Source organism: Muricauda sp. SCSIO 65647 (genome assembly GCF_021534965.1).
Taxonomy (GTDB): domain Bacteria; phylum Bacteroidota; class Bacteroidia; order Flavobacteriales; family Flavobacteriaceae; genus Flagellimonas_A.
Genome location: NZ_CP091037.1, coordinates 3170002 through 3196713 on the forward strand (window position 1 = coordinate 3170002; position 26712 = coordinate 3196713).

Below are 26712 nucleotides of genomic sequence, written 5' to 3' on the forward strand. Positions count from 1 at the left end.
TAGACCAAGGATCAGTTGTTCAACATGACCGGCATCACCAGCATAGTGATGTGCTCGCCCTCATCGAGGCCATCGGCGGGCGTCAATATGCCTGCGCGATTGGGAAGGCTCATCTCTAAGCTAACCTCATCAGAAGAAAGGTTGTTCAACATCTCTACCAAAAAGCGGGAGTTAAACCCAATCTGCATGTCATCACCTTGGTAAGAGCACGATAGCCGCTCTTCTGCCTTGTTGCTGTAATCGATATCTTCTGCCGAGATATTGAGTTCTGCCCCAGCAATCTTCAAACGAATTTGATGCGTGGTCTTGTTTGAAAAGATGGATACCCGTTTTACAGAACTCAAAAACTGCCCTCTTGAAATGGATAATTTATTCGGATTCTCTTTCGGAATGACCGCTTCGTAATTTGGATACTTGCCATCTATCAAGCGACAGATAAGCTCAGTATTGTCAAATGTGAACTTGGCATTGCTTTCATTGTAATCTATCGTAACATCTGACTCTGAGCCTGCCAGAATTCCCTTCAAAAGGTTCAAGGGTTTCTTGGGCATGATGAATTCGGCCACCTCAGAGGCACTGACATCGGTTCGTTGGTATTTAACCAATTTGTGGGCATCTGTTGATACGAAAGTCAGATTTTCAGGTGAAAACTGAAAGAATACCCCGCTCATCACAGGCCGTAGGTCATCATTGCCTGCTGCAAAAATGGTCTTATCAATGGCCGTTGCCAAGATATCGCCCAAGATGGTCGTAGAACTCGGATTTGACAATTCAATAGCCTTGGGAAACTCGGCACCATCTGCATAGGCCAGCGCGTATTTCCCGTGGTTGGAACTGATCTCTACCGTATTATTATCCTCGACCACAAAGGTCAAGGGTTGCTCAGGGAAGGTTTTCAACGTTTCCAGCAGTAACCGGGCAGGTACTGCAATGACGCCTTCAGAATCTGACTCCACTTCAAGAACCGAGCTCATGGTGGTCTCAAGGTCAGAGGCCGAAACGCTCAGTTTTTTCTTTTTCAGGTCAAATAGAAAGTTATCCAGAATGGGCAAGGTGTTACTGGTGTTGATAACCCCTCCCAATACCTGCAATTGCTTCAATAAATAGGTGCTCGATACAATGAATTTCATCAAACAGATTTTTGTTGGGTCTCACTTTTCAAAATTGTCGTTTCGCGAAACCGATAAAAACAAAGATATTTTAAAACTACTTTTGAACGAAACTAATTTATTAACACTTATCCTGCATATTTGCGCTTTCTAAAATAGTTGAACAAGAATCCAAAAACAAGGATCAAAACCAACGGAAGCCCAATGGCAATCAACCGCCATTTGTTCTTTTGCGCCATAATTTTCTGTGGGTCGAGCAGCGGAATCGAAACTTCTTTGTTCCGAATGTTTATAAGTCCGGCATCATCCAATAGGTAGTTTATGCAATTTAGCAGAAACTCTTTGTTGCCGTAGGTATTGCTCGTCCATTTGTCATAACCTAGCTCCAAAGGTCGCCCATTTCTCAATTGGTTCTTGATGATATCACCATCGGCGATGACCAACATTTTATTGTCACCACCTTTTTCTGAGGCCCCCTTGATATTAACAGGCTTGATTCTATTGGTAAAGGCTGAATTGAAACCACCTTCGATCAAAACGGCCAATGCAAAATTGCCTTTGCCCTCATAATCGCTGGCGTCAGGTGCTTGGTCGATGCTATTGAGACTGATCTGTTGGGGTACGCCCATGGCGCGCGAAAGGGGAGAAGATCGCAACAAAATGGTCTTCTGGTAAGCGTTTGGCAAGGTGTCGATGCTATTGGCAAACTGTAATCGAAGTGCCTCGATGTTTTTATTGATGGGATGATCATCCTTTGAAAAAATCATGGGATGGTACAGCCATGGCAACGGATTGTATTGTGAGGCATTGCCGTCGCCGGTGGCCAACACAATGGGGGTATTGTACATATCGTTCACCAATTCTGCATTTACCCTCACACCATATCGAAAAAAGAAATCGTCAAGGTTCAATTCACGTTGTAGGGCCACATTACTGCCCTCATCATTGAAAAGACTGTCCAATTCTATGGTCACTTTGTCAACCAACCATATCGATTTGCCACCATTGACCACAAACTGATCCATCACATATTTTTCTTCATCGGTGAAAGGTTCTGTCGGTTTGGCCACCAGTGCCAGATCAAATTCTTTCAATTGGTCAAAAACCTGTTGGGGGTTGCCGGCAATCGAATCGAGGGTAATGGCCCCTATATCGTAATATTCACGTATGGTCGATAAAAAATCAGCTATATAGATATCATCGAGTTCGCCATTGCCCTTGATGACCACCACTTTCTTTCTTTCTTCGATGCCCAGTTTGGTGAAGGCATCGGCAAAGGCATATTCTAATTGCTGTACCGAATTGTTGATGCGCTCTTCGGCAGTGCTGCCCAATTTGTTCTTGAGCAAGGGCACCTTTACCGTTTGGTCGTTATGGTTCACCATGGCCCATGGAAAAACCAACTCTTGTGAAACCTTGCCTTCTTCCTCAATGGTGACCGATGCTGGTGTAAGGCCGATCTGTAGTAAGTCTTGTATCGTCTGTTCCCTACGCGTAACATCTGCCAACGGATCCACTAAATTGTACTTGATGTTTGGGTTTTCGGCGGCAAATTGCTCTAAAAGCAATACCGTTTCGGTTCTTAACCGAGTAAACTCTGGTGGAATGCTCCCATCCAACAAAACATCGACAAGTAAGGGCGATTCAAATTTTTGGGAGGCTGTGACAGCGGGTTCAGACAATGTATAACGCTTGTCTTCAGTCAGGTCAAATCGCTTGTATAAATAAGAGCCCACAAAATTGATGGCCAGCAAAAAAATAATTCCCTTTAAAATGCCCATCCCCAGTTTTTTTGCATTAAGAGAGTATTTTATCACTTGTTGTGTCAGATAAAGAAAGAAGAGCGTCAGGGCTAAAAAATAGAAAACATCCCGTGTATCGATGATGCCCCTTGCGATGCGTTCGAAATGGGCTTTGGCCCCCATAGACTTCAGGGTTTCTTGAAAACTTCCATCTGTCGTCAAAGTGGCCAGCGCCTCAAATCCGTAGAAAACAAAGAAACTCAATGCGATGCCGGTTATAAAGGCGACAATCTGGTTGTCAGATAGCGAAGAGGCAAACAGTCCGATGGCGGTATAGGCAGCCATTAAAAACAACAAGCCAAAATACGAGCCGATAACAATACCCAAATCATAGTTTGCAACGGTGGTGCCCAGGGCTGAAATGGCAAAGACATAAATTAAGGTAGGAATAATGGCAACAAGGCAGACCGTGAACGCCCCCCAAAACTTGCCCAATACCACTTTTGTCGTTGAAATGGGTTTGATGAGCAACAGCTCTAGGGTACCGAGCTTTTTTTCTTCTGAAAACCCCTTCATGGTAATGGCGGGAATCAAAAAGAGAAAGACCCATGGACCCAATAAGAAGAAATTGCCCAAATCTGCAAAACCGTAATCAAAAATATTAAAGGGCCCTTTGAACACCCAAAGAAATAGTCCGCTCAGCAACAAAAAAAGACCGATGACCAAGTATCCGATGGGGGAAGCAAAAAAAGATGAAATCTCTCTTTTGAAAATGGCCAGCATACAGATCAATTAACGGTTGTTATTTGGGTCATACTATAGGCTTCTGGTTTGGCATCGAACAATGGTTTGGTCTTAGACCATACCGTTTTGAAGAATTCAGAATTTCGATAATGCTGTAAAGCTGTATCATCGACCCAATGCGAATGGGTGAAAAAGATGTTCGGGTCTTTGGTATCGCGGTACAGTGCCAAAAATTGACATCCCTCGAAATTTCTGATATATTGTTTGGTCTCTTCAAATATGCGTTCAAAACTAGCGATATTTTCGCTCTTTATGGTAAGCTTGACTATTCGTATGAGCATCATAGAAAATTTATGGTTATGACATCGCGATAGCCCAGGCCCAGTAGGGTCGAAGCACCTCCAACGGTCTTGAGGTCACTTTTAAATATCGCCAATTCGATATAGCCCGATGTGTTGAACAGTGCCAATGCATCACCAGGACCTTTTCGCTGGTTTTTTTCAAGAGTATAATTGATGATGCCATTATAGCTGTATTGAATGGTGGTGAGCTTGTTGGTGCGGGCGATGATCTCAAATTTTCTACCATTGCGATAGGCTTCGAACAATGACTTTTTAATATTGGTGACCACATTGCCATAGCCATCAATATATATGATATTACCTACAATGGTTTTGCCCTCGTTGGTGATCCGCGGCTCGAAATCCTTTAATCTCTTGAGATTTTCAAAAGGTTTGCTCACCACTTCCAGTTTGCCGCCACGGGCCAAATGACAGGCAACGGGAACAAACACGCCCAATGAGGGAAAAGCATTTTTTTCAACGTTCGGCAAGCTGATCTCAACCACTTTCTCGGGTTCGGTCTCTGCTGCTATGAGCGACATGACCCCATTGTTGGCACTTATAAAATAGTGTCCGTCGATCATGACCACCAGATGTTCGTTTTCTGGTGATATCTCTGAATCGAGCCCGACAATATGAATGCTTCCCTTCGGAAAATGATTGTATGAATTTTTCAACACATAAGCACATTCTTGAATATTAAAAGGCGAAATATCATGTGAAATATCAACGATATCCACAACATCGAGCGACTTTAAAATAGTTCCTTTGAGGGCTGCGACAAAATGGTTCTTATAGCCGAAATCGGTGGTCAAAGTTATGATTGGCATGCCGTGGTGTTGATATGTTTTTGCCCGTTGAGAATGATTTTTTGGTTAAGTTTGTGGGGTAAAATTACACAAAAGGGAAGAAGTATTTGCGATTCTCCCCACGAATCCTTAAACAACTATATTTCTTTGAACGAACTTGTCATAGAACTCACCGAAATCAGCCCAAGGGAATTTTTTGGGCATCGCAATGAGAACATAGAACTCCTGAAAAAATACTTTCCGAAACTTAAAATTGTCGCCCGCGGCAACAAAATAAAAGTGTATGGAGATGAAGAAATGCTTGAGGAGTTCGACCGCCGCTTTGATATGCTGACCGAACGTTTCGCTAAGTACAACAAGCTTGATGAAAACATGATAGAACGTGTGTTGACAAGCTCTAGCGAAGAAGAGTACGAGGGCTCGTCGACAAGTGGTGATGTTTTGGTGCATGGTGTCAGTGGTCGATTGATCAAGGCACAGACGGTGAACCAGCGAAAAATGGTCGATGCCTGTATGAAGAACGATATGGTTTTTGCCATTGGCCCAGCGGGTACGGGAAAAACCTACACTGGTGTGGCGCTTGCGGTAAAGGCATTGAAAGAAAAGCAGGTCAGAAGGATAATCTTGACCCGCCCTGCAGTCGAAGCGGGTGAGAATTTAGGATTTCTTCCAGGTGATCTAAAAGAAAAACTAGATCCCTATATGCAGCCCCTGTACGATGCGCTTCGCGATATGATCCCCCATGAAAAGTTGATGAAATTTATAGAGGACGGCACCGTACAGATCGCACCTTTGGCCTTTATGCGGGGCCGTACGCTCGATAATGCCTTTGTGATTTTGGATGAGGCCCAAAACACTACCCATGCCCAAATGAAAATGTTCTTGACACGAATGGGCAAGAACGCCAAATTTTTGCTTACGGGTGACCCTGGCCAGATTGATTTGCCACGACGGGTCATCTCAGGGCTCAAAGAGGCCCTTCTCATTCTGAAGAATGTCAAGGGCATTGAGATCATACATCTTGATGATAAGGATGTCATTCGACATGGTCTTGTCAAAAAGGTGATTTCTGCCTATAAGACTATTGAACACCAAAATTAGGGGGTATGTCAAACACCTTGATGAACACCAATTTTGTTTTTCCGGGGCAACAATCAGTCTACAAGGGAAAGGTGCGGGAAGTGTATCGTCTAAAGAACGATATTTTGGTCATGATCGCCACAGATCGTCTTTCGGCTTTTGATGTGGTGATGCTCAGGGGCATTCCCTATAAGGGGCAGATTTTGAACCAGATCGCTACCAAAATGATGCGAGCCACAGAAGACTTGGTTCCCAATTGGCTGATTGCCTCCCCTGACCCAAATGTGGCCGTGGGCAGAGCTTGTGAACCTTTCAAGGTTGAAATGGTCATACGAGGTTATCTTTCCGGTCATGCCGCACGTGAATATAGAGCGGGCAAACGTGACCTGTGCGGAATGCCGATGCCTGATGGCATGAAAGAAAATGATAAGTTTCCCGAACCCATCATAACACCGGCGACCAAGGCAGAAAAGGGAGACCATGATGAGGATATTTCTAGGGAAGAAATCATTTTGCGCGGCATCGTCTCAGAAGAAGATTATCTGGTTTTAGAAGACTATACACGGAAGCTGTTTCAGCGAGGTACTGAAATAGCGGCAAAGCGTGGTTTGATTCTTGTCGATACCAAGTATGAGTTCGGTAAGACAGCGGCAGGTGAAATTGTATTGATCGATGAGATCCATACTCCAGATTCTTCCCGTTACTTCTACGCCGAGGGATATGAAGAACGGCAAGAGAGCGGAGAGCACCAAAAGCAACTTTCAAAAGAATTCGTGCGCCAATGGTTGATTTCCAATAATTTTCAAGGATTGAAAGGCCAGACGGTTCCCGAAATGAGCGATGATTATATCGATTCGGTCTCTGAACGATATATCGAGCTCTATGAAAGCATCACGGGTGAAACCTTTGAAAAAGCCGATATTTCAAACATTCACGAACGTATTGGCAACAACGTGGCCGAATATCTTAATAGGCTTGCCTAGTAATTAGAACACATTTTTTAAAGCTTTCCAAATACTTCATTGATCGTCTATCTGTTGAACGTCATATTCAATATCATTAGACAATATTGATATATTGTGCTAAATTAATATATTTATGCTAAATAAATATAGTTACATATGGAATCCTGTCCGAATTGCTCGTCGACCAAGTTTACAAAATCAGGAATCATAAAAAATCGACAAAGGTACAAGTGCAAGTCATGTGGCTATTACTTCACTGTTGGAAAATTGGGAAAACAAATTGATGATTACTATGTCAACAAGGCGTTGCAGCTATATTTAGAGGGATTGACATATCGTGAAATAGAGCGAATTTTAGGCGTGTCACATGTTTCGGTAATGAATTGGGTGCGTAAGTACAACATTAAGAGGCCCTATAATTCGAAATACCACCCAACCTATAAGATCCTTAACCGTGATGAGCTACAGAAATATTTTCAAGACGCAGATAACATAACTGGTGCTGGGGTTTTGGTGACCGAACTGGGTGATAAGTTCATGTTAATCAAATGGGAACGTTTCAGAGAATAACTATACTTAATTTACAATAAACTATATTAACTTTTATTTGACATTATTTTTTTTAGATGTTCGCGGTGCATGCAACAAAACCGATAACATCTTAAAAAATGAAAAGAACATTTCTTGTGCCGGTACTTTTGTTGCTGGTCACTACATTGACATTTTCACAGGGAAACACCGAATATACGGGTGGTTATAAAGTAAAATTTAACGAAGATGGCTCAAAGTATCTACGAATAATTGCTTGGGGCCAGTTTTGGGCACAATACAACGATAACGTTTCTGACGAAGAAAGCCAACTGAACCTAAGTGTAAGAAGGGCTCGGCTTTTGACATTTACCCAATTGAACAAAAAGTTTATGATCTTGACCCATTTCGGACTCAACTCATTGAATGGTGAAAATCAAAGTCCGACAGGTACAGGCCCAAATTCACAATTGTTTTTTCATGGTTTTTGGGGAGAATGGTCATATGCAAAAGATCACCAAATGGGGGCGGGCTTACACTATTGGAACGGCATCTCCAGGCTGAATAGTCAGAGTACGCTCAATTTCATGACTTTAGACAACAACAGACAATCATGGGCGGTTTTGGGCCTATCAGATCAATTTGCCAGGCATATTGGCATTTATATCAAGGGCAAGTTTGGCAAGTTCTTCTACAATTTGTCATTAGATGAAGCCGTTGCCGATAATCTACAGGAAAATGTCGATCCCGTACTAAATGGGCCAGCAGTTTATGCCGGTAGACGACTCTTGGGATCGAGGGATGCGGGAAAATTGGTACAAGGTTATTTCTCGTACAATTTCTTGGATCAAGAATCAAACTTTTTACCTTACAAGGTGGGTACCTATTTGGGCAGTAAGACGATATTCAATATCGGTGCGGGATTTTTGGCACATCCAAACGGTTCGGTCATTGCCGATGCAGGAGGAGATCTGCAAGGTGAGGATGTAAACATTTTTGCGGTCGATGCCTTCTATGACGCCCCCTTGGGCCAAGATGGTTCTGCCATTACCGCTTATGCCGTGTATCAGAACAATGATTATGGCGAAGATTTTAATTTCGGACCGTATGCTACGGGAAATATGCTGTACGGCCATGTGGGGTATTTGGTGCCCGGACCAAAAGACAAAACCCGTTTTCAGCCCTACCTGTCTTACAACACAAGAACGATAGATGCCATAGATGACAATGCCACCAGATTTGGGATCGGGGCCAATATTTTCATGACGGGCCACCATTCTAAGCTGAGTTTTGAATATTCCAACTCAAAAGTTGGAGATGGCGATAGTACCGGGGTTTTGACCCTTCAAGCAATGATTTACTTATAAACCAACAAATTATGACAGAAAAACAACAAAAGGCCACGGCCTATTGGAAAGAGAACCTTAAATACTTGGTCATCTTATTGACAATTTGGTTTTTGGTCTCTTATGGTGCCGGCATCATTTTTAAGGATGCTTTGAACAACATTCGCATTGGCGGATTCAAACTCGGATTTTGGTTTGCCCAACAGGGATCCATATACGTATTCGTAGTCTTGATATTCGTTTATGTACGCTTGATGAACAAACTGGATAAAAAATACGGGTACGACGAAGATTAACTAACCGACAAAACTAAAAATCATGGATGTACAACTTTGGACATATATTTTGGTGGGTATCACTTTTGCCATTTACATAGGCATTGCCATTTGGTCAAAAGCGGCCTCTACCAAAGAATTCTACGTCGCCGGCGGTGGTGTTTCGCCATTGGCCAATGGTATGGCGACCGCTGCAGACTGGATGTCAGCGGCCTCATTTATCTCAATGGCGGGTATCATTTCCTTCGCTGGCTACGATGGTGCCGTCTACCTGATGGGTTGGACAGGGGGTTATGTGCTTCTGGCATTGCTTCTGGCGCCCTATCTTCGAAAATTCGGAAAGTTCACCGTACCTGATTTCATTGGGGAAAGATACTATTCAAAGACCGCTAGGGTAGTTGCGGTGGTTTGCGCCTTGATAGTCTCATTCACTTATGTGGCGGGCCAAATGCGGGGCGTGGGCATTGTCTTTTCAAGATTTCTCGAGGTAGATATCAACACCGGCGTGGTCATCGGTATGGTAATCGTTTTGTTCTATGCCGTATTGGGCGGCATGAAGGGCATTACCTATACCCAAGTGGCGCAGTATTGCGTATTGATCTTTGCCTTCATGGTACCGGCGATTTTCATTTCGATTCAGATGACGGGAAATCCGGTTCCACAACTTGGGTTCGGTGGAACTTTGGCCGATGGCACCTATCTTCTTGATAAACTCGACGGACTGTCAACTGAACTCGGTTTTGCTGAATACACGAACGGGTCTAAAAGTTTGATAGATGTATTTGCCATAACATTTGCCTTAATGGTGGGCACAGCGGGTCTTCCCCATGTCATTGTTCGCTTTTTTACGGTGAAACGAGTGCGCGATGCCAGAAAATCAGCAGGTTTGGCCCTCTTGTTCATCGCTATTTTGTACACCACGGCACCTGCCGTTGCCGTATTCGCCAGAACCAATATGATAGAGACGGTCAGTGATCAAGAATATGCAGCTATGCCCCAATGGTTCAAAAACTGGGAAGATACCGGCCTTTTAAAATTTGATGACAAAAATTCCGATGGAAAAATTCAGTATGTCGCAGATGCGACCATCAATGAATTGACCGTTGACCGCGACATCATGGTATTGGCAAATCCTGAAATTGCAAATTTGCCCGCTTGGGTAATTGCCTTGGTGGCCGCAGGTGGTTTGGCAGCGGCCCTATCGACTGCCGCCGGACTTTTACTGGTGATTTCATCTTCAGTTTCACACGATTTGATCAAGAACGTGTTCAATCCCGATCTTTCAGAAAAAGGAGAGCTTTGGGCCGCACGTATTTCAGCCGTTGGCGCTGTAATCATCGCGGGGTACTTCGGTATCAACCCTCCAGGCTTTGTCGCGGCCGTGGTGGCACTGGCCTTCGGTTTGGCAGCGGCATCTTTCTTCCCGGCCATTATCTTGGGTATCTTCTACAAAAAGATGAACAGCAAGGGCGCCATTGCCGGTATGATAGTCGGTATATCGCTGATGTTGTTCTACATGCTCAAGTTCAAGTTCGGCATTTTTGATGGTGGAAAAGAGGCAGTCGCAGGATTGAAAGATGGCTGGTGGTTCGGTATTTCGCCCGAAGGTTTTGGAACCATAGCCATGGTGGTCAACTTCGCAGTGGCCCTTATAGTGAATAAATTCACTGAAGAACCACCGGAAGATGTACAAGATATCGTTGAGAACATCAGAATTCCCAGTGGAGCTGGTGAAGCCACTTCACATTGATTATATTTAGTTGGTTATATAAAGCGGTGTGGTATGTGTATGCCGCACCGTTTTTGTAATTTTAAGTGAACGACCCAACCCATGAAAATGAAAAAAAGGCATCAACAAAAATTGGTGGTGATGGCATTGGTACTTTTCTTTCTTTGGAATGTGCCATTCGTCTCCCTTTTCGATTCTGATTTCCAAGTTTTTGGTTTTCCGGTCTTTTATGTTTTCATTTTTTTGAGTTGGTCGATCGCCATTATCGCTTCATACATCATTCTCAGAAAATTCTATGAGTAATTATGTACTGATACTGATTATCATTGCCTATTTGGCATTTCTCTTTTTCTTGGCCTATTGGTCTGAAAAAAAGAGCCAAAGCCGATGGGTCGACAACCCTTATGTTTATGTGTTGTCTTTGGCGGTTTATTGCACGGCCTGGACCTATTATGGCAGTGTTGGCATTGCATCAAAATCAGGAATAAGCTTTTTGGCCATTTACTTGGGTCCGGTAATCGCTTTACCTCTTTGGATCGTTTTGATGCGTAAAATCATCCGCATATCAAAACAGCACAAAATTTCAAGTATTGCAGACTTCGTTTCGTTGCGTTATGGAAATAACAGATTCTTGGGGGCTTTGGTCACATTGACCTGCCTTTTGGCCATAATCCCATATATTTCCCTGCAGCTAAAAGCGGTCTCTGAAACCTTTGCCCTGGTTTCTAAGGAAGATAGCTATGTCGCAACAGGGGTATTCGATGATTCCACTTTCTATATCGCTCTGTTGATCGCGGTCTTTGTCGCTTTTTTCGGAACACGTTCTACAGATGCGTCCCAGGGCAAAAGGGGCATCATTGCCACAGTGGCCCTAGAGTCTATCATAAAACTTGTTTTTTTTCTTGTCATCGGAGTTTTTGTGGTGTACTTTCTGTTTGATGGAACTACAGATCTATATCAAAAGGCATCGCAAACGGCAAATTTTGAACAATTGACCTCGTTCGGTAATTTAGAAAATGGGTTTAATTGGATGTTCACCATTTTACTCTCTTTTTTCGCCATTTTCTTATTGCCAAGACAATTTCATGTGGCCGTGGTCGAAAATCAAGATGTGAACCATCTAAAAAAAGCCATTTGGATGTTTCCACTGTATTTGCTGCTTTTCAATGTTTTCGTAATTTTTGTTGCTTGGGCGGGAAACCTAAGTTTTTCAGAGTCGGTCAATCACGATTATTACTCCTTGCTTTTACCACTTAAAGAAGGTAATATATTGCTCTCGTTATTGGTTTTTATAGGCGGGTTTTCGGCGGTGATTTCCATGATCGTGGTTTCTACGCTCGCCCTTTCGACCATGGTGAGCAATAACATCATCATTCCCTATGGTTTTATAAAGAAATTGGTTGAGGGCAACCCAGAGGCCAATGCGAAAAGCATCAAGAATATCAGAAGAATCGCCATTTTTCTGTTGATAATCGTATCGTATTTCTTTTACGTTCAGTTTTCGACCCAGCTTTCGCTGTATTCAATTGGGTTGATCTCATTTGTCATTATAGCGCAATTGGCACCATCGTTCTTTTTGGGACTTTTTTGGCGCAGGGGTACGGCAAGGGCGGCCCATGTGGGCATGTTGATCGGAATAGCCGTGGTTGCCTATACCCTTCTGCTTCCCATTATCGTCAACGTGGTTTCCCCAGGTTCAGATCTGATTGAAAATGGCTTGTTCGGCTACGCTTGGCTAAAGCCCTCCCAGCTGTTCGGAATCGACTATTTGACCCCTGAGAGCAATGCTTTTTTATGGAGCATGAGCTTTAACACCTCTGCTTTTGTAGGGCTGTCTTTATTGGCAAAGGGCAACTATAGGGAGCGAAATTACGCTGAGATGTTCGTACATCATGAAAACTATGAGAACCTTCAAGAAGATGCCTTTGTATGGAAAGGGGAGGCCTATGTGGCAGATATCAAAAGATTGTTGACCCGCTTTCTGGGAGAAGACCGCACACAACGCGCCCTTTCAGTTTTCAATAAGCGTTATAACATTTCAGAACAAGAAGAAAAAGCAGATTCTAGATTGATAAACTTTTCTGAAAAACTGCTTACCGGATCTATAGGAAGCGCATCTGCCAAAATTCTGTTGTCATCGGTCTCAAAAGAGACACCTATCGGTTTGATGGAAGTGCTCAATATTTTGGAAGAGAACAAAGAGACCAAGGCGAACAATAGATTGTTGATGGAAAAATCTGAAGAACTGTCCCGTATGGCTACCCAATTGCAATCGGCCAATGAAGAATTGCGCGTTCACGATAGGCTCAAAGATGAGTTTTTGGATACTGTCGCACATGAACTCAAAACGCCCATCACATCCATAAAGGCGGCGTCAGAAGTTCTTGAAGATGAAAACATGCCTTCTGAACTAAGGCAACAGTTCTTGCAAAATATAAGCAAAGATACCGACCGATTGGCTAAATTGATCCATAATATTTTGGATTTGGAAAAGCTGTCCTCCAACAGAACAGAACTCGATCTACAGTCTCGAAAAATTAACGACACCATACGTAAGGCGATCAATGGCATTGAACAGATTGCCGTTAAAAAAGGGGTAGCGGTACACTTTGAGGCAGCTGAGTATTTAGAAGGGCTTTATGACGAAGACCGCATTCTTCAAGTACTCACCAACCTTTTGTCCAATTCCTTGAAATTTACTGAAAAGGAAAAAGGCATTATCAAGATACTATTGGAAGAAAAAGAGCAAGAAATAACCATTTGTGTTGAGGATAACGGGCGCGGTATAGCTTCTGAAGACCATAAGTATATTTTTGAAAAATTTTTTCAATCGAGAAACCAAAACATAAAAAAGCCACAGGGCAGTGGTTTTGGCCTGGCCATTTGCAAAAAAATTGTAGAAGGCCACAGGGGTCGCATATGGGCAGACCAAAAGTTTGATGGAGGTGCTAGATTGATGTTTACAATACCCAAGGCAAGATGAGCAAAAAGATTTTGATCGTAGATGACGAACCCAACATTGTGATGTCTTTGGAATATGCTTTCAAAAAGAAAGATTTTGAGGTCTTTATCGCAAGAGACGGTACGGAAGCATTGGATATCGCGGGCGAAGAACTTCCAAATGTCATTCTTTTGGATATCATGATGCCCAAAATGGACGGCTATGAAACCTTAAAGAAGCTAAGAAAAAACAAAGACTTAAAAGAGGCCAAAGTCATCTTTATTTCGGCCAAAAACAAACTGGATGACATTGAAAAAGGATTTGAACTAGGCGCCGACAGTTATATTACCAAACCATTTTCCATAAAAAAGGTGGTAACCGATGTCGAAAAAATGATTGTTTAATACAGACTGAATATCAAATAAATGAACAAAAACCACTATCATGAGTAATTATCACATAAAACATCTCGAAGAGTATTATCAAGTGTATCGCAAGTCGGTAAGAAACCCGGAAAGCTTTTGGGAAGAAGTGGCCGAAGAGCATTTTGTCTGGCGTAAAAGATGGGACAAGGTACTGGAGTGGGATTTTACCAAGCCTGAGATCAAATGGTTTCAAGGAGCAAAATTGAACATTACCGAGAACTGCCTAGACCGTCATCTGCACATACGTGGCGATAAGACAGCCATACTCTTTGAGCCCAATGATCCGAAAGAAGAGGCACGCCATATCACGTATAGGCAGTTGCATAGGCAGGTTTGTAAAATGGCCAATGTGCTCAAAGACAAAGGGGTGAAGAAAGGTGATAGGGTTTGTATTTACCTTCCCATGATTCCAGAATTGGCGGTTTCTGTATTGGCCTGTGCCCGCATTGGTGCCATACACTCTGTAGTGTTTGCCGGATTTTCATCCACAGCACTGGCCACCCGAATCAACGATTGTGATGCCACCATGGTAATTACCTCTGATGGCTCTTTCCGTGGCAACAAGACCATAGATTTAAAGGGCATAGTTGATGAGGCCTTAGACCAGTGCAAGGGCGTCAAGACAGTACTTGTCGTGAAGCGAACAGGCGATAAAATCGACTTGAAAGATGGGCGTGACCATTGGCTTCAACCTTTGTTGGACAAAGCCTATGCCGATTACACGGCCGAGATTATGGAGGCTGAAGACCCATTGTTCATTCTCTATACATCGGGTTCTACTGGAAAGCCTAAGGGCATGATGCATAGCACGGCAGGATATATGGTCTATACGGCCTATACCTTTAAAAACGTATTTCAGTACCGTGAAGATGACGTGTATTGGTGTACGGCCGATATAGGTTGGATTACGGGGCATTCGTACATTGTGTATGGCCCGTTGGCCAATGGGGCCACTACGGTCATGTTCGAGGGGGTTCCCTCTTTTCCTGATTTTGGGCGATTTTGGGAAATTGTGGAAAAACACAAAATCAACCAATTCTACACCGCTCCGACAGCAATTCGCGCACTGGCCAAAGAGAATCTTGATTTCGTCAACAACTATGACCTTTCGAGCTTAAAGGTCTTGGGTACGGTAGGTGAGCCCATCAATGAAGAGGCATGGCACTGGTACAACGACCATGTCGGCGATAAGAAAAGTCCGATTGTAGATACTTGGTGGCAGACCGAGACAGGAGGAATCCTTATTTCGCCCATTCCATTTTCTACACCGACCAAACCGACCTATGCGACCTTGCCCATGCCAGGGGTACAACCCGCGTTGATGGATGATAATGGCGATGAGATTTCAGGAAACCCGGCTGAGGGGAGACTGTGCATCAAATTTCCATGGCCCTCGATTGCCCGTACCATTTGGGGTGACCACAAGCGGTATAAGGATACTTATTTCTCTGCGTTCGCAAATAATTATTTTACCGGTGATGGCGCCCTTCGAGATGAGGTGGGCTATTACAGAATTACCGGTAGGGTCGATGATGTCATTATCGTTTCGGGCCATAATTTGGGTACGGCACCAATCGAAGATGCCATTAACGAACATCCTGCCGTGGCAGAATCTGCCATTGTCGGTTTTCCCCACGATATTAAGGGTAATGCGCTCTATGGATATGTAATACTCAAAGAAACAGGAGAAACGCGTGACAGGGATAATTTGAGAAAAGAGATCAATCAACAGATTTCTGACAAAATAGGGCCCATTGCCAAGCTGAACAAAATTCAATTCGTACCCGGGCTTCCCAAAACACGTAGTGGAAAGATCATGCGAAGGATATTGAGAAAAATTGCTTCCAAAGATACCGGTAATCTAGGTGACACCTCGACTTTGTTAAACCCAGAAGTAGTAGATCAGATTATGGAAGAGGCGCTTTAGAAGCTGTTCCATAACCACCCAAACCTGTCTTTTTTCAGCAGTTGCTTTAGAGAGACAGGTTTTAATTTTTCCATGATATGAAGGAAGGCGATTGCAGTGATATAGGCATCTCCCAGAGCAGTGTGCCGATCTGTTTTGGGTATATTGAATGTATTGGCAAGTTCATCTAAACTGTAATGGCCTTCTTTTTTCCGTTTGCTTTTAGCAAGACTTTTGTTGTACAGTACCGAAGTATCCAATTCTGGATTCTTCAACCTTGGAAGACCGTTACGTTTTAATGCTTCGTTGAGCATTCTTACATCAAAAGCGACATGATGTGCCACCAAAACCGATCTTTCCAATAATTTTAATGTGGTTTTTAAGGCTTCCAGTTCACCTATCTGCTCGATTTTGGTCTTTTTTAGAATGCCATGTATTTGAACTGTTTTTGAATCGAAGGTTTCTTGTTGCAAAAACAGCTCGAAAGAAGTTTTTGGGCTGATCGTTCCATTGCTGATTTTCAGCGCGCCAATACTCAGAATCCTATCTTTTTTGAAGTCAAATCCGGTGGTTTCCGTATCCAAGACAACAAAATCAACTTCTTCTATCTCGTCTGGCAGTGCCCTTTCGAAGGTGTCGGCATAGGTCTTCCAAAACTTGGGATAGGTATTTTTCTGTTTGGCCATATATTAGAGGGTGTTCACATTAATCCAAAAACTACCTTTTTTGCCCTTCTTCCATTTTTCTTCATTGATTTTCTTAAGCGTGGCCGGGCTTTGTTTTGCTAAAACCGTTTCAAATGGCAAAAAAATAACTAAAAAATGCATGGTTCTCGTCTAATATTGACACTCCGTAGATCAACGAACCCTTGATACCATAAACCTGATGTTCAATAGCTCTTGAATTTCCTTTATGGTCTTGAAAGTCCGTTTAAGTTTCATTTTTTCTTCCTTGCTCAGTTTTTCCAATGAAATGTAGCGGCCAGAATCATTGTGCAGCAAACCTTGTTTCGTTCGAAATTTTAACAATGCCTTGCTGGCATAGCTGCAGGCCATATAAATGTCTTTGTTGCTTAGCTCTACCTCTGCGAGCTTCTCATAACGTTCCCAGGTATTACTGATATCAGGAATGTTGTGTGATAGAATCAAGACCCTGGCCGCATCGACCAAGGGCATCAGGGCTCTTTTTTTCAGATCAAAAAAATCTTTGTGTTCACCATCTTGCTCAATCAAGAACTGTCTAAAAAAACCTGAGGGGGAAGGGTTCATTAAAGCACTACTTGCCAAATGGCTTAAAAAAATAGGGTATTTCTCGACGGTATCAAAGATGAAATGTGAGAGTTCTGAAACCAACTTCTTGTCGCCATAGGCTCTATTGTAGTCAAAGAATATTGAAGAGAGAAGAACCTCTTCGGGTCCTGGTCTTACTATCCATTTTGAAGTCATGTCTTTAAACCCAGAAAGACTGTTGCACCATTTGGGATTTGAGGCCATCATATCGGCAGGGCAATAATCGTAGCCAATGGTATTGAGGCCAAGGGTGATTTTTTTGGCCAAATCCAAAAAATAGGCCCTTGTACTTTCAAACTTGCTTTTTGGCACATCTTCAAAAAGCAGGGCATTGTCTTGGTCGGTATGCAGTAACTGTTCGCTTCTTCCCTGACTTCCCATGGCCAGCCAGGCAAATTTGACAGGAGGCTCTTTTTCCATCTGTGCCAATGAAAGCTCGATGACCTGTTTGATACAGGCGTCATTGAGCTCTGAAATAATCTTGGAAACCAGTGCCATGGGAATATTTTGATCTAGATAGCCCCTTAACAAGTTGACCACCCCTTTTCTCAAGGGCTTTATTTCTTCACAAGAGCGGGCACGTTTAATGGCCTTTACCAGAACCGCTGGATTGTTTCCCAAAGAAAGCATGATGTCATGTTTCGAAAGAATGCCGACGGCCTTTGCGTTTACCGTACCGTCTTCGGTAAGTACCAAATGGCTGATGTTGTTTTTCATCATGGCCATTTGGGCCTGGGTAATCGTTAAATTGGGCGGGTAGGTGATAACAGGTGAAGACATTAGGCTCTTTGCCTTCGCATCGATGGAAAAATCACCTGTTGCTATTTTGTTCCGCAGATCTTTATCGGTCAAAATACCGATGGGCAAATCTTCTTTTTCAATAAGCATGGCCCCGATGCCTTTCTTGGTCATCTTTTGGGCAATGGTCTTTATCGTGGTATCTTCGGTAGCTGAGGTAATCTCACCTGAAAACTCTACGGGCTGTAGATCAAGCAATCGTGAGCCGGTATTGTTCGGATTAAACTGTGCGGTATCTCCCAAAAGCTGCCCTTTATGGTTTTTGTCATAGGGATTTCGGGTGTTTGATGCGAAACTTTCCACCAAAAAATTCATTACCCTTTCATTCTTCTTTATGTACGGCTTAAAGATTTCAATAGGAATGGCGTACAAAATACTCTCTTCCTCAGTTTTTGCCTGCAGTCTATAATTATCTTGGGCTATGAGTGGACGCAATCCGAAAATATCTCCTTCGTCACAAATATCGATGACCACTTTTTCAGCTGTACTCCACAAGGCCACGGCGCCTTTGTGTACCACATAAAAACTATCAAGAGCTTTATCATCAACATTGAAGACAACTGTATTTTTGGCTTTGTACATGACCGTTACCTCAACGGCCAACTCGTGAAGCTGATTTTTGTCAAATACGTTGAATGGAGGAAAATCTTTTAGAAAATCGGCGATTCTTTCTGAAATTACATTGCCCATAACGCAAAGGTACGTCTAATTGAAAAAGGATGTTACCCGTATACAAGGTATAGAAAAGGGTAACATCAAAAAACATTAGTTCAAGACAATCTCATCGATAAAGATAAAACTGTCACCACCAGGATTTTGATGCCAATCAGGATTCTTCAGTTGGTTTCTGACCTGAACCCGTACACTTTTTAAGGTTGTCTTAGGAAAATCAATGTTGAAAAGGTTTAACTGAATGTCAGTAGATGGGGGATTGGGCGGTAGTTCAATAGTTCTGAGGTGTTGGTAGTTTTTGCCGTCAGAAGAGCCCCAGACTTTGTAGCCTACCGGCGAAAATATCCAGTTATCAGCGGCAGAAAGGTGCCCCACGGCTATACTGGAAACTTCGGTGGCCTTTTCAAGCTCGACCGTGGCCAATAAATGAGATCTTTCGTACCCTACCCAATTGCCATCTACAAAATTGGTAGAGCCTCTTTTTTTGTCGATCAATGTTTTGGCACCTGCCGCAATATATTTTTGGTGTGGGGGCGAGGCAAACGAAGCCTTGGTAATCTTGGCGCCACTTTTCAGAAAGATGGCCTTACTGGGTTCACTGGGCTTCCATCCCTCTTTGGCGGTATAGGCGATCAAAGTAGCTGATTCTTTTAGATAAAACGGCTTTTGATATTCAAATTCAATGGAGTCGTTCTGTCTGCCCATTATACGGTACCGAGTCTTTGAATCTTCGAATACATTGCTTATGGTGATCAAAAGTGAATCGTTGAAAATTTCACCATCGGTCAAAATAACCGGCGGAACCAACTCACTTGAAGCAAAAAGGCTGTCGATGTCTTTGCCATATAGGGTAATGCGGTCTGTATCAAGTATCGCCAGATCCGAACTTGATAGGGTAGGGTCTAGGTACAGATCTTTCAAGGACCGAATTTCACTGATTTTTTGTAATGCTTCTGCTGAAATGGACGTTCCGAAAAGATTCAGCGATTCGAGATACTCCAGTTTTTTTAAATGGGCCAAACCCTCGGCTGTAACCTTGGTCTGCCGCAACTGTAATTTCGTCAAGTTTTTGAACTTTTTTAAGAAGGGGGCCAGTGTATCGTTGAAGTTAGAGTGGGCAAGGTTCAGTTCGACAATGTGTTCATCAACCTTGCGCAAAAGTTCAAATTCTTTTTCTGAAAGGTCTTTTCTTCTTGAGAGATTTGCAATCAATAAGGGACTTTCGGCAGCCAAGGGTTGTACATCAATGTTTTGTAGTCGCAACGCTGCCAAGTTTTCTAGTGAAGGCATGTCAAGCTCTTTGGCAATCAAGGCACGAGTTGAACGGTCTACTTCTAAGGAAGCAAGTGCGGCCGAGGTTTTATCATCGGCTTCCAGATTTTCGACAATGCAGTCAAAACAATTGTCATTGTCGACCCACCATTGCAATAACAACTTTTCTTCGTCGGTCAATTGCAATTTTCCCTTTGGGGGCATGTGCTCTTCGTTTTCTAATGGCAATGTGATGCGATGCACCAATAGGGTGTTATTTGCATCAGAAAGGGTATCGAAAAGGCCTCCAGTATCACCGCCGGCAAGTATTTCTTCCTTTGAAGTGAGCATGAGCCCCCCTTTCACCTTGTTCGTGTTGTGGCAACCCACACATTTCGCTTCAAAGATAGGCTGCACGATTTGGGCATATACCCTGGCTTTATCAACATCTTCAATCTCAATGACTGCTCCGCTTCTATCTTTGAACAAAAAATCTTCACCATGTGTGATGTTGCCCCCATAATGGGCGGTGATGAAGAGCAAGGCCACGGTCACCAACAATAGTGGAAAATAGGTTTTTTTGGCCCACTCTTTCTTGCTCCATTTGACGAAGAACAAGGCCGTACAGGTTACCGTGAAGGCCACGGCCATCCATTTGTGATCGTTCAACAGTTCAGGATCATAGCCCCCCGTATCGCCCAGCAACCAGCCTGAGATCAGTGAAAGAATGGAAAACAAAGCGCCCGTGCCCAAAACGAACAGCAACGCATCTCGACTTACGGTAGAGGGTTTCCGAAAATGAAGCAGCTCCATCAAAAAGGCCATAATGATGATACCGATTGGGAGGTGCACCAGTAAGGGGTGTAAATTGCCTATCTGCATAAATCAGGGTTCTATCAGTATTTCATCGACAAAAAGCCAAGGCGGTGTGCCTTTTCCTTCATGCCAACCAGGAATTGACTCCAATGCAAAAATATTGATTATCAAGTTTTTATAATTACCTTTTTCAACTTCAACTTCTATAAATGTAGAATTTGGTTTTTCTCGTTCCAATGGGTAGGGGAGTTCGATACTGCCAATACTGGTCTGACGTGCTTCAACCAGTACTGAGCTGGGCAGAAAAATCCATGAATTATGGTCGGCCAAAACACCTACCAAGACCTTTGACACCGGGGTAGGTTTAGAAAATTGAAGGGAAACAGATACTTTTTTGTCTTGAAAGCCCAACCATTCATCACCCTTTCGAAAGTTGACCGTGCCCTTTGTACTATTGACAAGGGTTGCCGACCCCTTTCCTGGATAATTGATATGTGGTTCTGGAGCAACCACTACATCAGTACTTGAGAGGTCGGTACTTATTTTGGTCAGAATGATTTCTTGAACATCACTGGGGCGGTACAATTCATGTTCTGCCCAAAACTGTATTTTGGTCGTTTTGTCAACGACAATGGGTTTTTCATAGGCTGTCTTTGCCTCAGTGTCTGTCCCCAGAACTTTGTAATAGATGTCGGCTCTATCTTCTTTCAATGCCAAGCTGATCAGGGCTTCTTTTTGGAATATCAAGGAATCGACTTCCACTCTCGGACTGGATAGTTGAATGTCTTTTGTTGAGGTGAACGCTACTTTTTTTTCTTTACAGGAAGAAAGTGCCACCAATAAAAGAATTGACACTGTCAGAACGAAAGATTTTCTTTCCCACCTATTTGACCTCAGAAAACGGTTCACCATCTTTTCCATAGAGATTTACACCCTGTACAGTTTTACGGGATAGGTTTTACCCGAGTTCCATTGTGCAACATATATATTCTCGTCATCATCGATACAGACATCATGTGGATGGTGAAATACTTTCAAAGTCTGGTACACAGGCTGTAGTTCACCACTAACATAATTCGGAGTACAGCCACCCGGAGCCGATACCAGCTCGTTTTTTTCATTCAAAATGGAGATGAAGCCAGTGCCTGCGGCCCCATCACCTGACCAAATAGTGGCCAAATAGACCTGTTTACCATGAATGACCGGCCGACAGATGTAGGCGCCGGGCAAATCGATAGTATCCATGTACTTTCCATCAAGGGAGAAGCGTTTCAGCTTGTTCTGCTGTCGTGCCGTAATAAGAAGTGAAATATTGTCAGAATTCCTATCATCAATACAGATACCGTGGGCATTGTTGAACAAATGGTCTTCATCACCTTTGCCACCAAAAACGTTTAACAGCTTTCCTTTGGCATCGTAATGTAGAATGTACTGTTCACCGTAACCATCGGCCACATATACATCACCATTGGCCGCTATGGCCGTTTCTGTGGGGATGTATTGTTCTTTAGCCTGATATTTTCCTGATTCTTTTGAAAATGGAAATAGCTGTACCACTTTGCCGTCGATGGTCGTTTTTATGACCTCGTGTCTAGCGTTGTCTGAAATGTACAGAAATTCTTCACCGTTTTCATTGTGCAGGGTGAGCCCGTGCGCCCCCGGATATTCGGTTCCCCAGGCATCGAGCAATTTTCCACTTTTATCATAGATGAGAATATTGTTCTTCGTATGGTTGGTCAACAGAAGAATTCTTCCTTTTGAGTCGATGACCATTTCATGGCAATCATTTACGGGGTAGTAATTGCTGTTCAGGGCCCCCCAATTCAGGTCAATTTTATAACGATAGTCACCGTGGCCAATGATGGCATCCTCCAATTCCCATACCCTTTTTGCGGAAACTGGAACAGTTGCAAATGCCATGCCCGCAAGAGCGGAAGTCTTGATGAAATTTCTGCGTTGCATTAGGCCAAAATTGATTTTACGATGTGACCTTCAACATCGGTGAGCCTAAACCGTCGGCCTTGATACTTATAGGTGAGCCTTTCGTGATCGATACCCATCAGATGCAGCAAAGTGGCCTGAAAATCATGTACATGTACGGGGTCTTTGACGATGTTGTACCCGAAATCATCGGTTTCGCCATATACGAACCCTGGTTTCACACCACCGCCGGCCATCCATATAGTGAAGCACCTTGGGTGGTGGTCTCGACCGTAATTGGTATCGGTGAGTATACCTTGTGAGTAGTTGGTACGCCCGAATTCACCTCCCCAAATGACCAAGGTATCTTCAAGCAATCCACGTTGTTTCAAATCGGCCACAAGTGCTGCCGAGGCTTGATCGACATCTTTGGCCTGCTTTTCGATGGCCAAGGGCAAGTTGGCATGTTGGTCCCAACCCATATGGTAGAGCTGTATAAACCGCACATCTTGCTCTGCAAGTCTTCTTGCCAACAGGCAGTTGGCCGCGTAGGTGCCGGGTATTTTGGCATCGGCACCGTACATTTTGTAAATGTAATCTGGTTCATTGGCGGTATCGATGACTTCCGGTACCGAGGTCTGCATACGATAGGCCATTTCATATTGGGCAATGCGGCCCTGTATTTCTGGGTCACCAAACTCATTGTAGTGCTGTTCGTTCAACTGGGCCAGCATGTCGAGCATCTCCCGTTTGCTATTTTTCGAAATGCCTTCGGGATCGTTCAAATAGAGCACGGGATCTTTGGCCGCCCTGAACTGTACCCCTTGGTGCATCGAATGAAGAAATCCGTTGCCCCACAAACGCGTATAAAGGGGTTGCCCGTTGGGCCTGCCACTACCACGTGACAGTAGCACAGTGAATGCTGGCAGATTTTCATTTTCGCTACCAAGGCCATAGCTCAACCAAGACCCAATGCTGGGCCTGCCCGGTTGCTGTGATCCCGTCTGAAAAAAAGTTACTGCTGGATCGTGGTTGATGGCCTCGGTGAACATCGATTTGATGATACAGAGCTCATCGACCATTTTGGCCGTGTAGGGTAGGAGGTCACTTACCCAAGTACCGTTTTTACCGTATTGCTTGAAGCCGAAAAGGGAGCCGACCAACGGAAAACTATCTTGCCCAGAGGTCATACCCGTGAGGCGTTGCCCCTTACGTACTGATTCTGGAAGATCTTCGCCCCGTCTTTTGTTCAATAATGGCTTGTAATCGAAAAGTTCCAATTGTGAGGGGCCACCGCTTTGAAACAGATAAATAACACGTTTTATTTTAGCGGGGTGGTGTAGGGCATCAAGAATTCCTTTTGCACCCAAAGGCATATCTGTTTTTGAAAACAGCCCCGTTTCTTCGTCTTTCGAAAAAAAATTGCAGCCCATTAAAGACGCAAGGGCCATACCCCCGATACCAAAGGCCGATTTTTTGAAAAACGTTCGTCTGTTATAGTGCAACAGGTTTTCTTCAAGTATCTTTTTCTCGCTCATCCTCTTGTGATCGTTTCATCCAAATTAAGAATTGCATGTGCGGTCAGGGCCAAGCCTGCCCATTTTTTTCTTGAACCGATGTCGTCTTTTGAAAATTCGCCTATGGCCAAGTATTCGTCGATATTGATTTCACCTTCTTCGATTTTTGACATCGAATTGGCATAAAACGCTTTAAGGGTCTTCATTTCCTCATCATTGGGAAGCCTTGAGGTCGCCTTTCTGAACAATAGCAAAATTTGTTCATCCACACCATTTTTTTCTTTGCTGGTCTGGTACGCCATTGCACGTGCAGTCTCTATCAATTGAGGATCGTTGAGCAATACCAACGCTTGAAGGGGCGTATTGGTCTCTTCACGTTTTACTGAACACAGGTCACGCGAAGAGGCATCAAAGGTCATCATACTGGGTGGGGGCACTGTGCGTTTCCAAAAGGTATAAAGGCTTTTTCGGTACAGGTTTTTGCCCTCGCTCAATACGTACCTGGCCGTACTGCCTCCACCTCCGCCAGTTGTTTCTTCCCAAATGCCTTCTGGTTGGTAGGGCTTGACGCTGGGGCCACCTATGGTTTTGTTTAGAAGTCCGCTGATTTTCAATGCTTGGTCCCGTATGGTTTCAGCGGGTAGTCGCAATCTCGGTGCCCTTGCCAACCAATTGTTTTCTGGATCTTTTTCGAGCAGTTGATCGGTTGCTTTTGTACTTTGCCGATAGGTGCTCGACATGGCGATATATTTGATAAGCTTTTTGAGATCCCAACCTTCTTCCATGAATTTGACCGCCAAAAAATCGAGCAGCTCAGGATGGGTGGGCAATGAGCCCTGGTTGCCAAAATCATAAGAACTTTCGACCAATCCCTTGCCGAACATCTTTTGCCAAACACGGTTGACGACAACCCTTGCGGTCAAGGGATTGTCTTGATGAAAAAGCCATTTTGCCAGCCCCAATCGATTTTTCGGATACTCTTCAGGGAACGGTAGAATACGTTCTGGTGTAGCGGGCGATACCTGCTCTGTGGGTTGGTCATAGACCCCTCGATCCAAAATAAAGGTGGGTCGCGGTTCTTTCATCTCTTTCATGACCATTACGGGAACTTCTTCTTTGTCATATTCGCCCATGTTCACAAAGTCAAGCACCCCTTGGGCCTCTTCTTTGGTGACCATAACATAAGGCGCGGGAATTTCATCGGCACTCGATAGCAACCCTTTTTCATCAATATTGTTGAAAAAGCCGAATAACTGAAAATGTTCTTTTTGACTGACGGGGTCATACTTATGATCGTGACAGCGGGCACACTCCATCGTCATGCCCAGAAAGGCGGTACCAAAGGTGTTGGTGCGGTCTTCGACATATTCAATACGATATTCTTCAGGAATCACGCCACCTTCTGCGGTAATCTTGTGGTTGCGGTTAAAACCTGTGGCCAGAATGGTCTCTTTGGTCGCATTGGGCAGTAAATCGCCTGCTAATTGCACGGTCACAAATTCATCATATGGCATATTTTCATAAAAAGCTTTGATGACCCAGTCACGCCACGGCCACATGGTACGTTCAAAATCGTCTTGATACCCATGGGTATCGGCATAGCGGGCGACATCCATCCAGCTTGCTGCCATGCTTTCTGCATAATCAATTGAATTCAAGAACGAGTCTATGAGCATTTCATAGGTACTTTCTGAATCATTGGCAATAAAGGTGTCAATCTGCTCCAAATCTGGGGGAAGGCCGGTGATATCAAAAGATATACGTCGAATCAACCGTTCGTTGGAAGCTTTCGGGGAGGGTTCATAGCCCTTGTCGTTAAGTTTTTTTAAGATGAAGGCATCGATTTCATTTGCGCACCATTCATCTTCGATCGTACTGGGAATTCTTGGTTTTGACGGCTTAACAAAAGCCCAGTGCTCTTTATATTCTGCCCCCTGTGCGACCCATTTTTTCAATAGTTCTTTTTCGTGGTCGGAGAGCATTAGGTTTGACTCTGGGGGTGGCATTACCATCCCTTGATCTTCTGAAAAAATACGCTTTACGAGCTCACTTTTCTCAACATCGCCAGGTACAATGGCGTATCGATCACCCTTTTCGCCCAAGGCCTTATAGGCCCTTTCAGCAGCGTGCAGCGAGAGGTCGGCCTCAATGGCATTCTCATCGGGACCGTGACATTTGAAGCAACGATCTGATAAGATAGGCTTGATGTGCAGGGAAAAATCAACGGTATCGGGCAACTTTCCGATTTGTTCAGCAGTTGAAACGGATTGGTATTGCTGCCGTTCTTCTTGTTTGCAGCTTGCCAAAAGAAGCGTCAAACATATAGAAAATGAGGCTACCCCCCTAAATCCTTTGAAAAAAGCGGTTTCTTTTATGGTTAAATACTTTTCAAAAGACATGTTTGAAAACATATTGTTTTAAAATAGGGTATCAAAACAGCTATTTCAAGTAATTTCGACCAGTAACGTTCACTTTAAGCCCAAAAAGGCGTTTCTTTCCGCTGTTGTAC

The 26712-nt window shown here is 43.7% G+C and carries 21 protein-coding genes; 10 read left to right on the forward strand and 11 right to left on the reverse strand.

Annotated elements, in window-relative coordinates; all coding sequences use genetic code 11:
- Positions 1–11 precede the first annotated feature (11 nt).
- The 4 genes from dnaN to L0P89_RS14055 form a co-directional block, all read right to left on the reverse strand.
- Positions 12–1130: a DNA polymerase III subunit beta gene (dnaN, locus tag L0P89_RS14040; RefSeq protein WP_235265743.1), complete on the reverse strand. Its 1119-nt coding sequence runs from the start codon at positions 1128–1130 to the stop codon at positions 12–14.
- Between the two features lie 107 nt (positions 1131–1237).
- A complete protein-coding gene (gene gldG / locus L0P89_RS14045; RefSeq protein WP_235265744.1) occupies positions 1238–3634 on the reverse strand; it encodes a gliding motility-associated ABC transporter substrate-binding protein GldG in 2397 nt (798 codons plus the stop codon).
- 5 nt (positions 3635–3639) lie between these two features.
- The gene (locus L0P89_RS14050; RefSeq protein WP_313790932.1) at positions 3640–3939 is read right to left on the reverse strand and encodes a putative quinol monooxygenase; all 300 of its coding nucleotides are present in this window, start codon (positions 3937–3939) and stop codon (positions 3640–3642) included.
- A complete protein-coding gene (locus L0P89_RS14055) occupies positions 3936–4766 on the reverse strand; it encodes an S-adenosyl-l-methionine hydroxide adenosyltransferase family protein (RefSeq protein WP_235265745.1) in 831 nt (276 codons plus the stop codon). Before L0P89_RS14055 ends, L0P89_RS14050 begins: the two co-directional genes overlap by 4 nt.
- Before the next feature lie 126 nt (positions 4767–4892).
- Between L0P89_RS14055 and L0P89_RS14060 the strand changes: the two genes are divergently transcribed.
- The 10 genes from L0P89_RS14060 (at position 4893) to acs (ending at position 15961) form a co-directional block, all read left to right on the forward strand.
- Complete coding sequence (locus tag L0P89_RS14060) at positions 4893–5846, forward strand: PhoH family protein (protein WP_235265746.1); 954 nt, start codon at positions 4893–4895, stop codon at positions 5844–5846.
- Positions 5847–5851: 5 nt separating this feature from the next.
- On the forward strand, positions 5852–6808 hold the full coding sequence (locus L0P89_RS14065; protein ID WP_235265747.1) for a phosphoribosylaminoimidazolesuccinocarboxamide synthase: 957 nt from the start codon (positions 5852–5854) through the stop codon (positions 6806–6808).
- A gap of 249 nt (positions 6809–7057) precedes the next feature.
- On the forward strand, positions 7058–7360 hold the full coding sequence (locus L0P89_RS14070; RefSeq protein WP_235265748.1) for a helix-turn-helix domain-containing protein: 303 nt from the start codon (positions 7058–7060) through the stop codon (positions 7358–7360).
- A 98-nt stretch (positions 7361–7458) separates the two neighbouring features.
- A complete protein-coding gene (locus L0P89_RS14075; RefSeq protein WP_235265749.1) occupies positions 7459–8685 on the forward strand; it encodes a hypothetical protein in 1227 nt (408 codons plus the stop codon).
- Positions 8686–8696: 11 nt separating this feature from the next.
- Positions 8697–8960 carry a DUF4212 domain-containing protein gene (locus L0P89_RS14080; RefSeq protein WP_235265750.1) on the forward strand — a complete coding sequence of 88 codons (264 nt, stop codon included), beginning with the start codon at positions 8697–8699 and terminating at the stop codon, positions 8958–8960.
- 22 nt (positions 8961–8982) lie between these two features.
- On the forward strand, positions 8983–10689 hold the full coding sequence (locus L0P89_RS14085; RefSeq protein WP_235265751.1) for a sodium:solute symporter family protein: 1707 nt from the start codon (positions 8983–8985) through the stop codon (positions 10687–10689).
- Positions 10690–10776: 87 nt separating this feature from the next.
- A complete protein-coding gene (locus tag L0P89_RS14090; RefSeq protein WP_235265752.1) occupies positions 10777–10971 on the forward strand; it encodes a hypothetical protein in 195 nt (64 codons plus the stop codon).
- On the forward strand, positions 10964–13651 hold the full coding sequence (locus L0P89_RS14095; protein ID WP_235265753.1) for a sensor histidine kinase: 2688 nt from the start codon (positions 10964–10966) through the stop codon (positions 13649–13651). The genes L0P89_RS14090 and L0P89_RS14095 overlap by 8 nt, the downstream gene beginning before the upstream one ends.
- Positions 13648–14013, forward strand: coding sequence for a response regulator transcription factor (locus L0P89_RS14100; RefSeq protein ID WP_235265754.1), 366 nt, complete (start codon positions 13648–13650; stop codon positions 14011–14013). The genes L0P89_RS14095 and L0P89_RS14100 overlap by 4 nt, the downstream gene beginning before the upstream one ends.
- A 40-nt stretch (positions 14014–14053) precedes the next feature.
- Positions 14054–15961 (forward strand): acetate--CoA ligase, encoded by a 1908-nt coding sequence (gene acs / locus L0P89_RS14105; RefSeq protein WP_235265755.1) that lies wholly within the window; start codon positions 14054–14056, stop codon positions 15959–15961.
- Here the strand turns inward: acs and L0P89_RS14110 are convergent.
- The 7 genes from L0P89_RS14110 to L0P89_RS14140 all read right to left on the reverse strand — a co-directional run bounded on the left by L0P89_RS14110 (position 15958) and on the right by L0P89_RS14140 (position 26602).
- The gene (locus tag L0P89_RS14110; RefSeq protein WP_235265756.1) at positions 15958–16626 is read right to left on the reverse strand and encodes a PolC-type DNA polymerase III; all 669 of its coding nucleotides are present in this window, start codon (positions 16624–16626) and stop codon (positions 15958–15960) included. The genes acs and L0P89_RS14110 overlap by 4 nt on opposite strands.
- Before the next feature lie 171 nt (positions 16627–16797).
- On the reverse strand, positions 16798–18717 hold the full coding sequence (locus tag L0P89_RS14115; protein ID WP_235265757.1) for a DUF294 nucleotidyltransferase-like domain-containing protein: 1920 nt from the start codon (positions 18715–18717) through the stop codon (positions 16798–16800).
- Positions 18718–18792: 75 nt separating this feature from the next.
- Positions 18793–20832 (reverse strand): c-type cytochrome domain-containing protein, encoded by a 2040-nt coding sequence (locus L0P89_RS14120; RefSeq protein ID WP_235265758.1) that lies wholly within the window; start codon positions 20830–20832, stop codon positions 18793–18795.
- A gap of 3 nt (positions 20833–20835) precedes the next feature.
- Positions 20836–21621, reverse strand: coding sequence for a chitobiase/beta-hexosaminidase C-terminal domain-containing protein (locus L0P89_RS14125; RefSeq protein WP_235265759.1), 786 nt, complete (start codon positions 21619–21621; stop codon positions 20836–20838).
- A gap of 72 nt (positions 21622–21693) precedes the next feature.
- Positions 21694–22728 (reverse strand): 6-bladed beta-propeller, encoded by a 1035-nt coding sequence (locus tag L0P89_RS14130; RefSeq protein ID WP_235265760.1) that lies wholly within the window; start codon positions 22726–22728, stop codon positions 21694–21696.
- Positions 22728–24224, reverse strand: a complete 1497-nt coding sequence (locus tag L0P89_RS14135) for a DUF1501 domain-containing protein (RefSeq protein ID WP_235265761.1) — start codon at positions 24222–24224, stop codon at positions 22728–22730. Before L0P89_RS14135 ends, L0P89_RS14130 begins: the two co-directional genes overlap by 1 nt.
- On the reverse strand, positions 24221–26602 hold the full coding sequence (locus L0P89_RS14140; RefSeq protein WP_235265762.1) for a PSD1 and planctomycete cytochrome C domain-containing protein: 2382 nt from the start codon (positions 26600–26602) through the stop codon (positions 24221–24223). Before L0P89_RS14140 ends, L0P89_RS14135 begins: the two co-directional genes overlap by 4 nt.
- Positions 26603–26712: the final 110 nt, after the last annotated feature.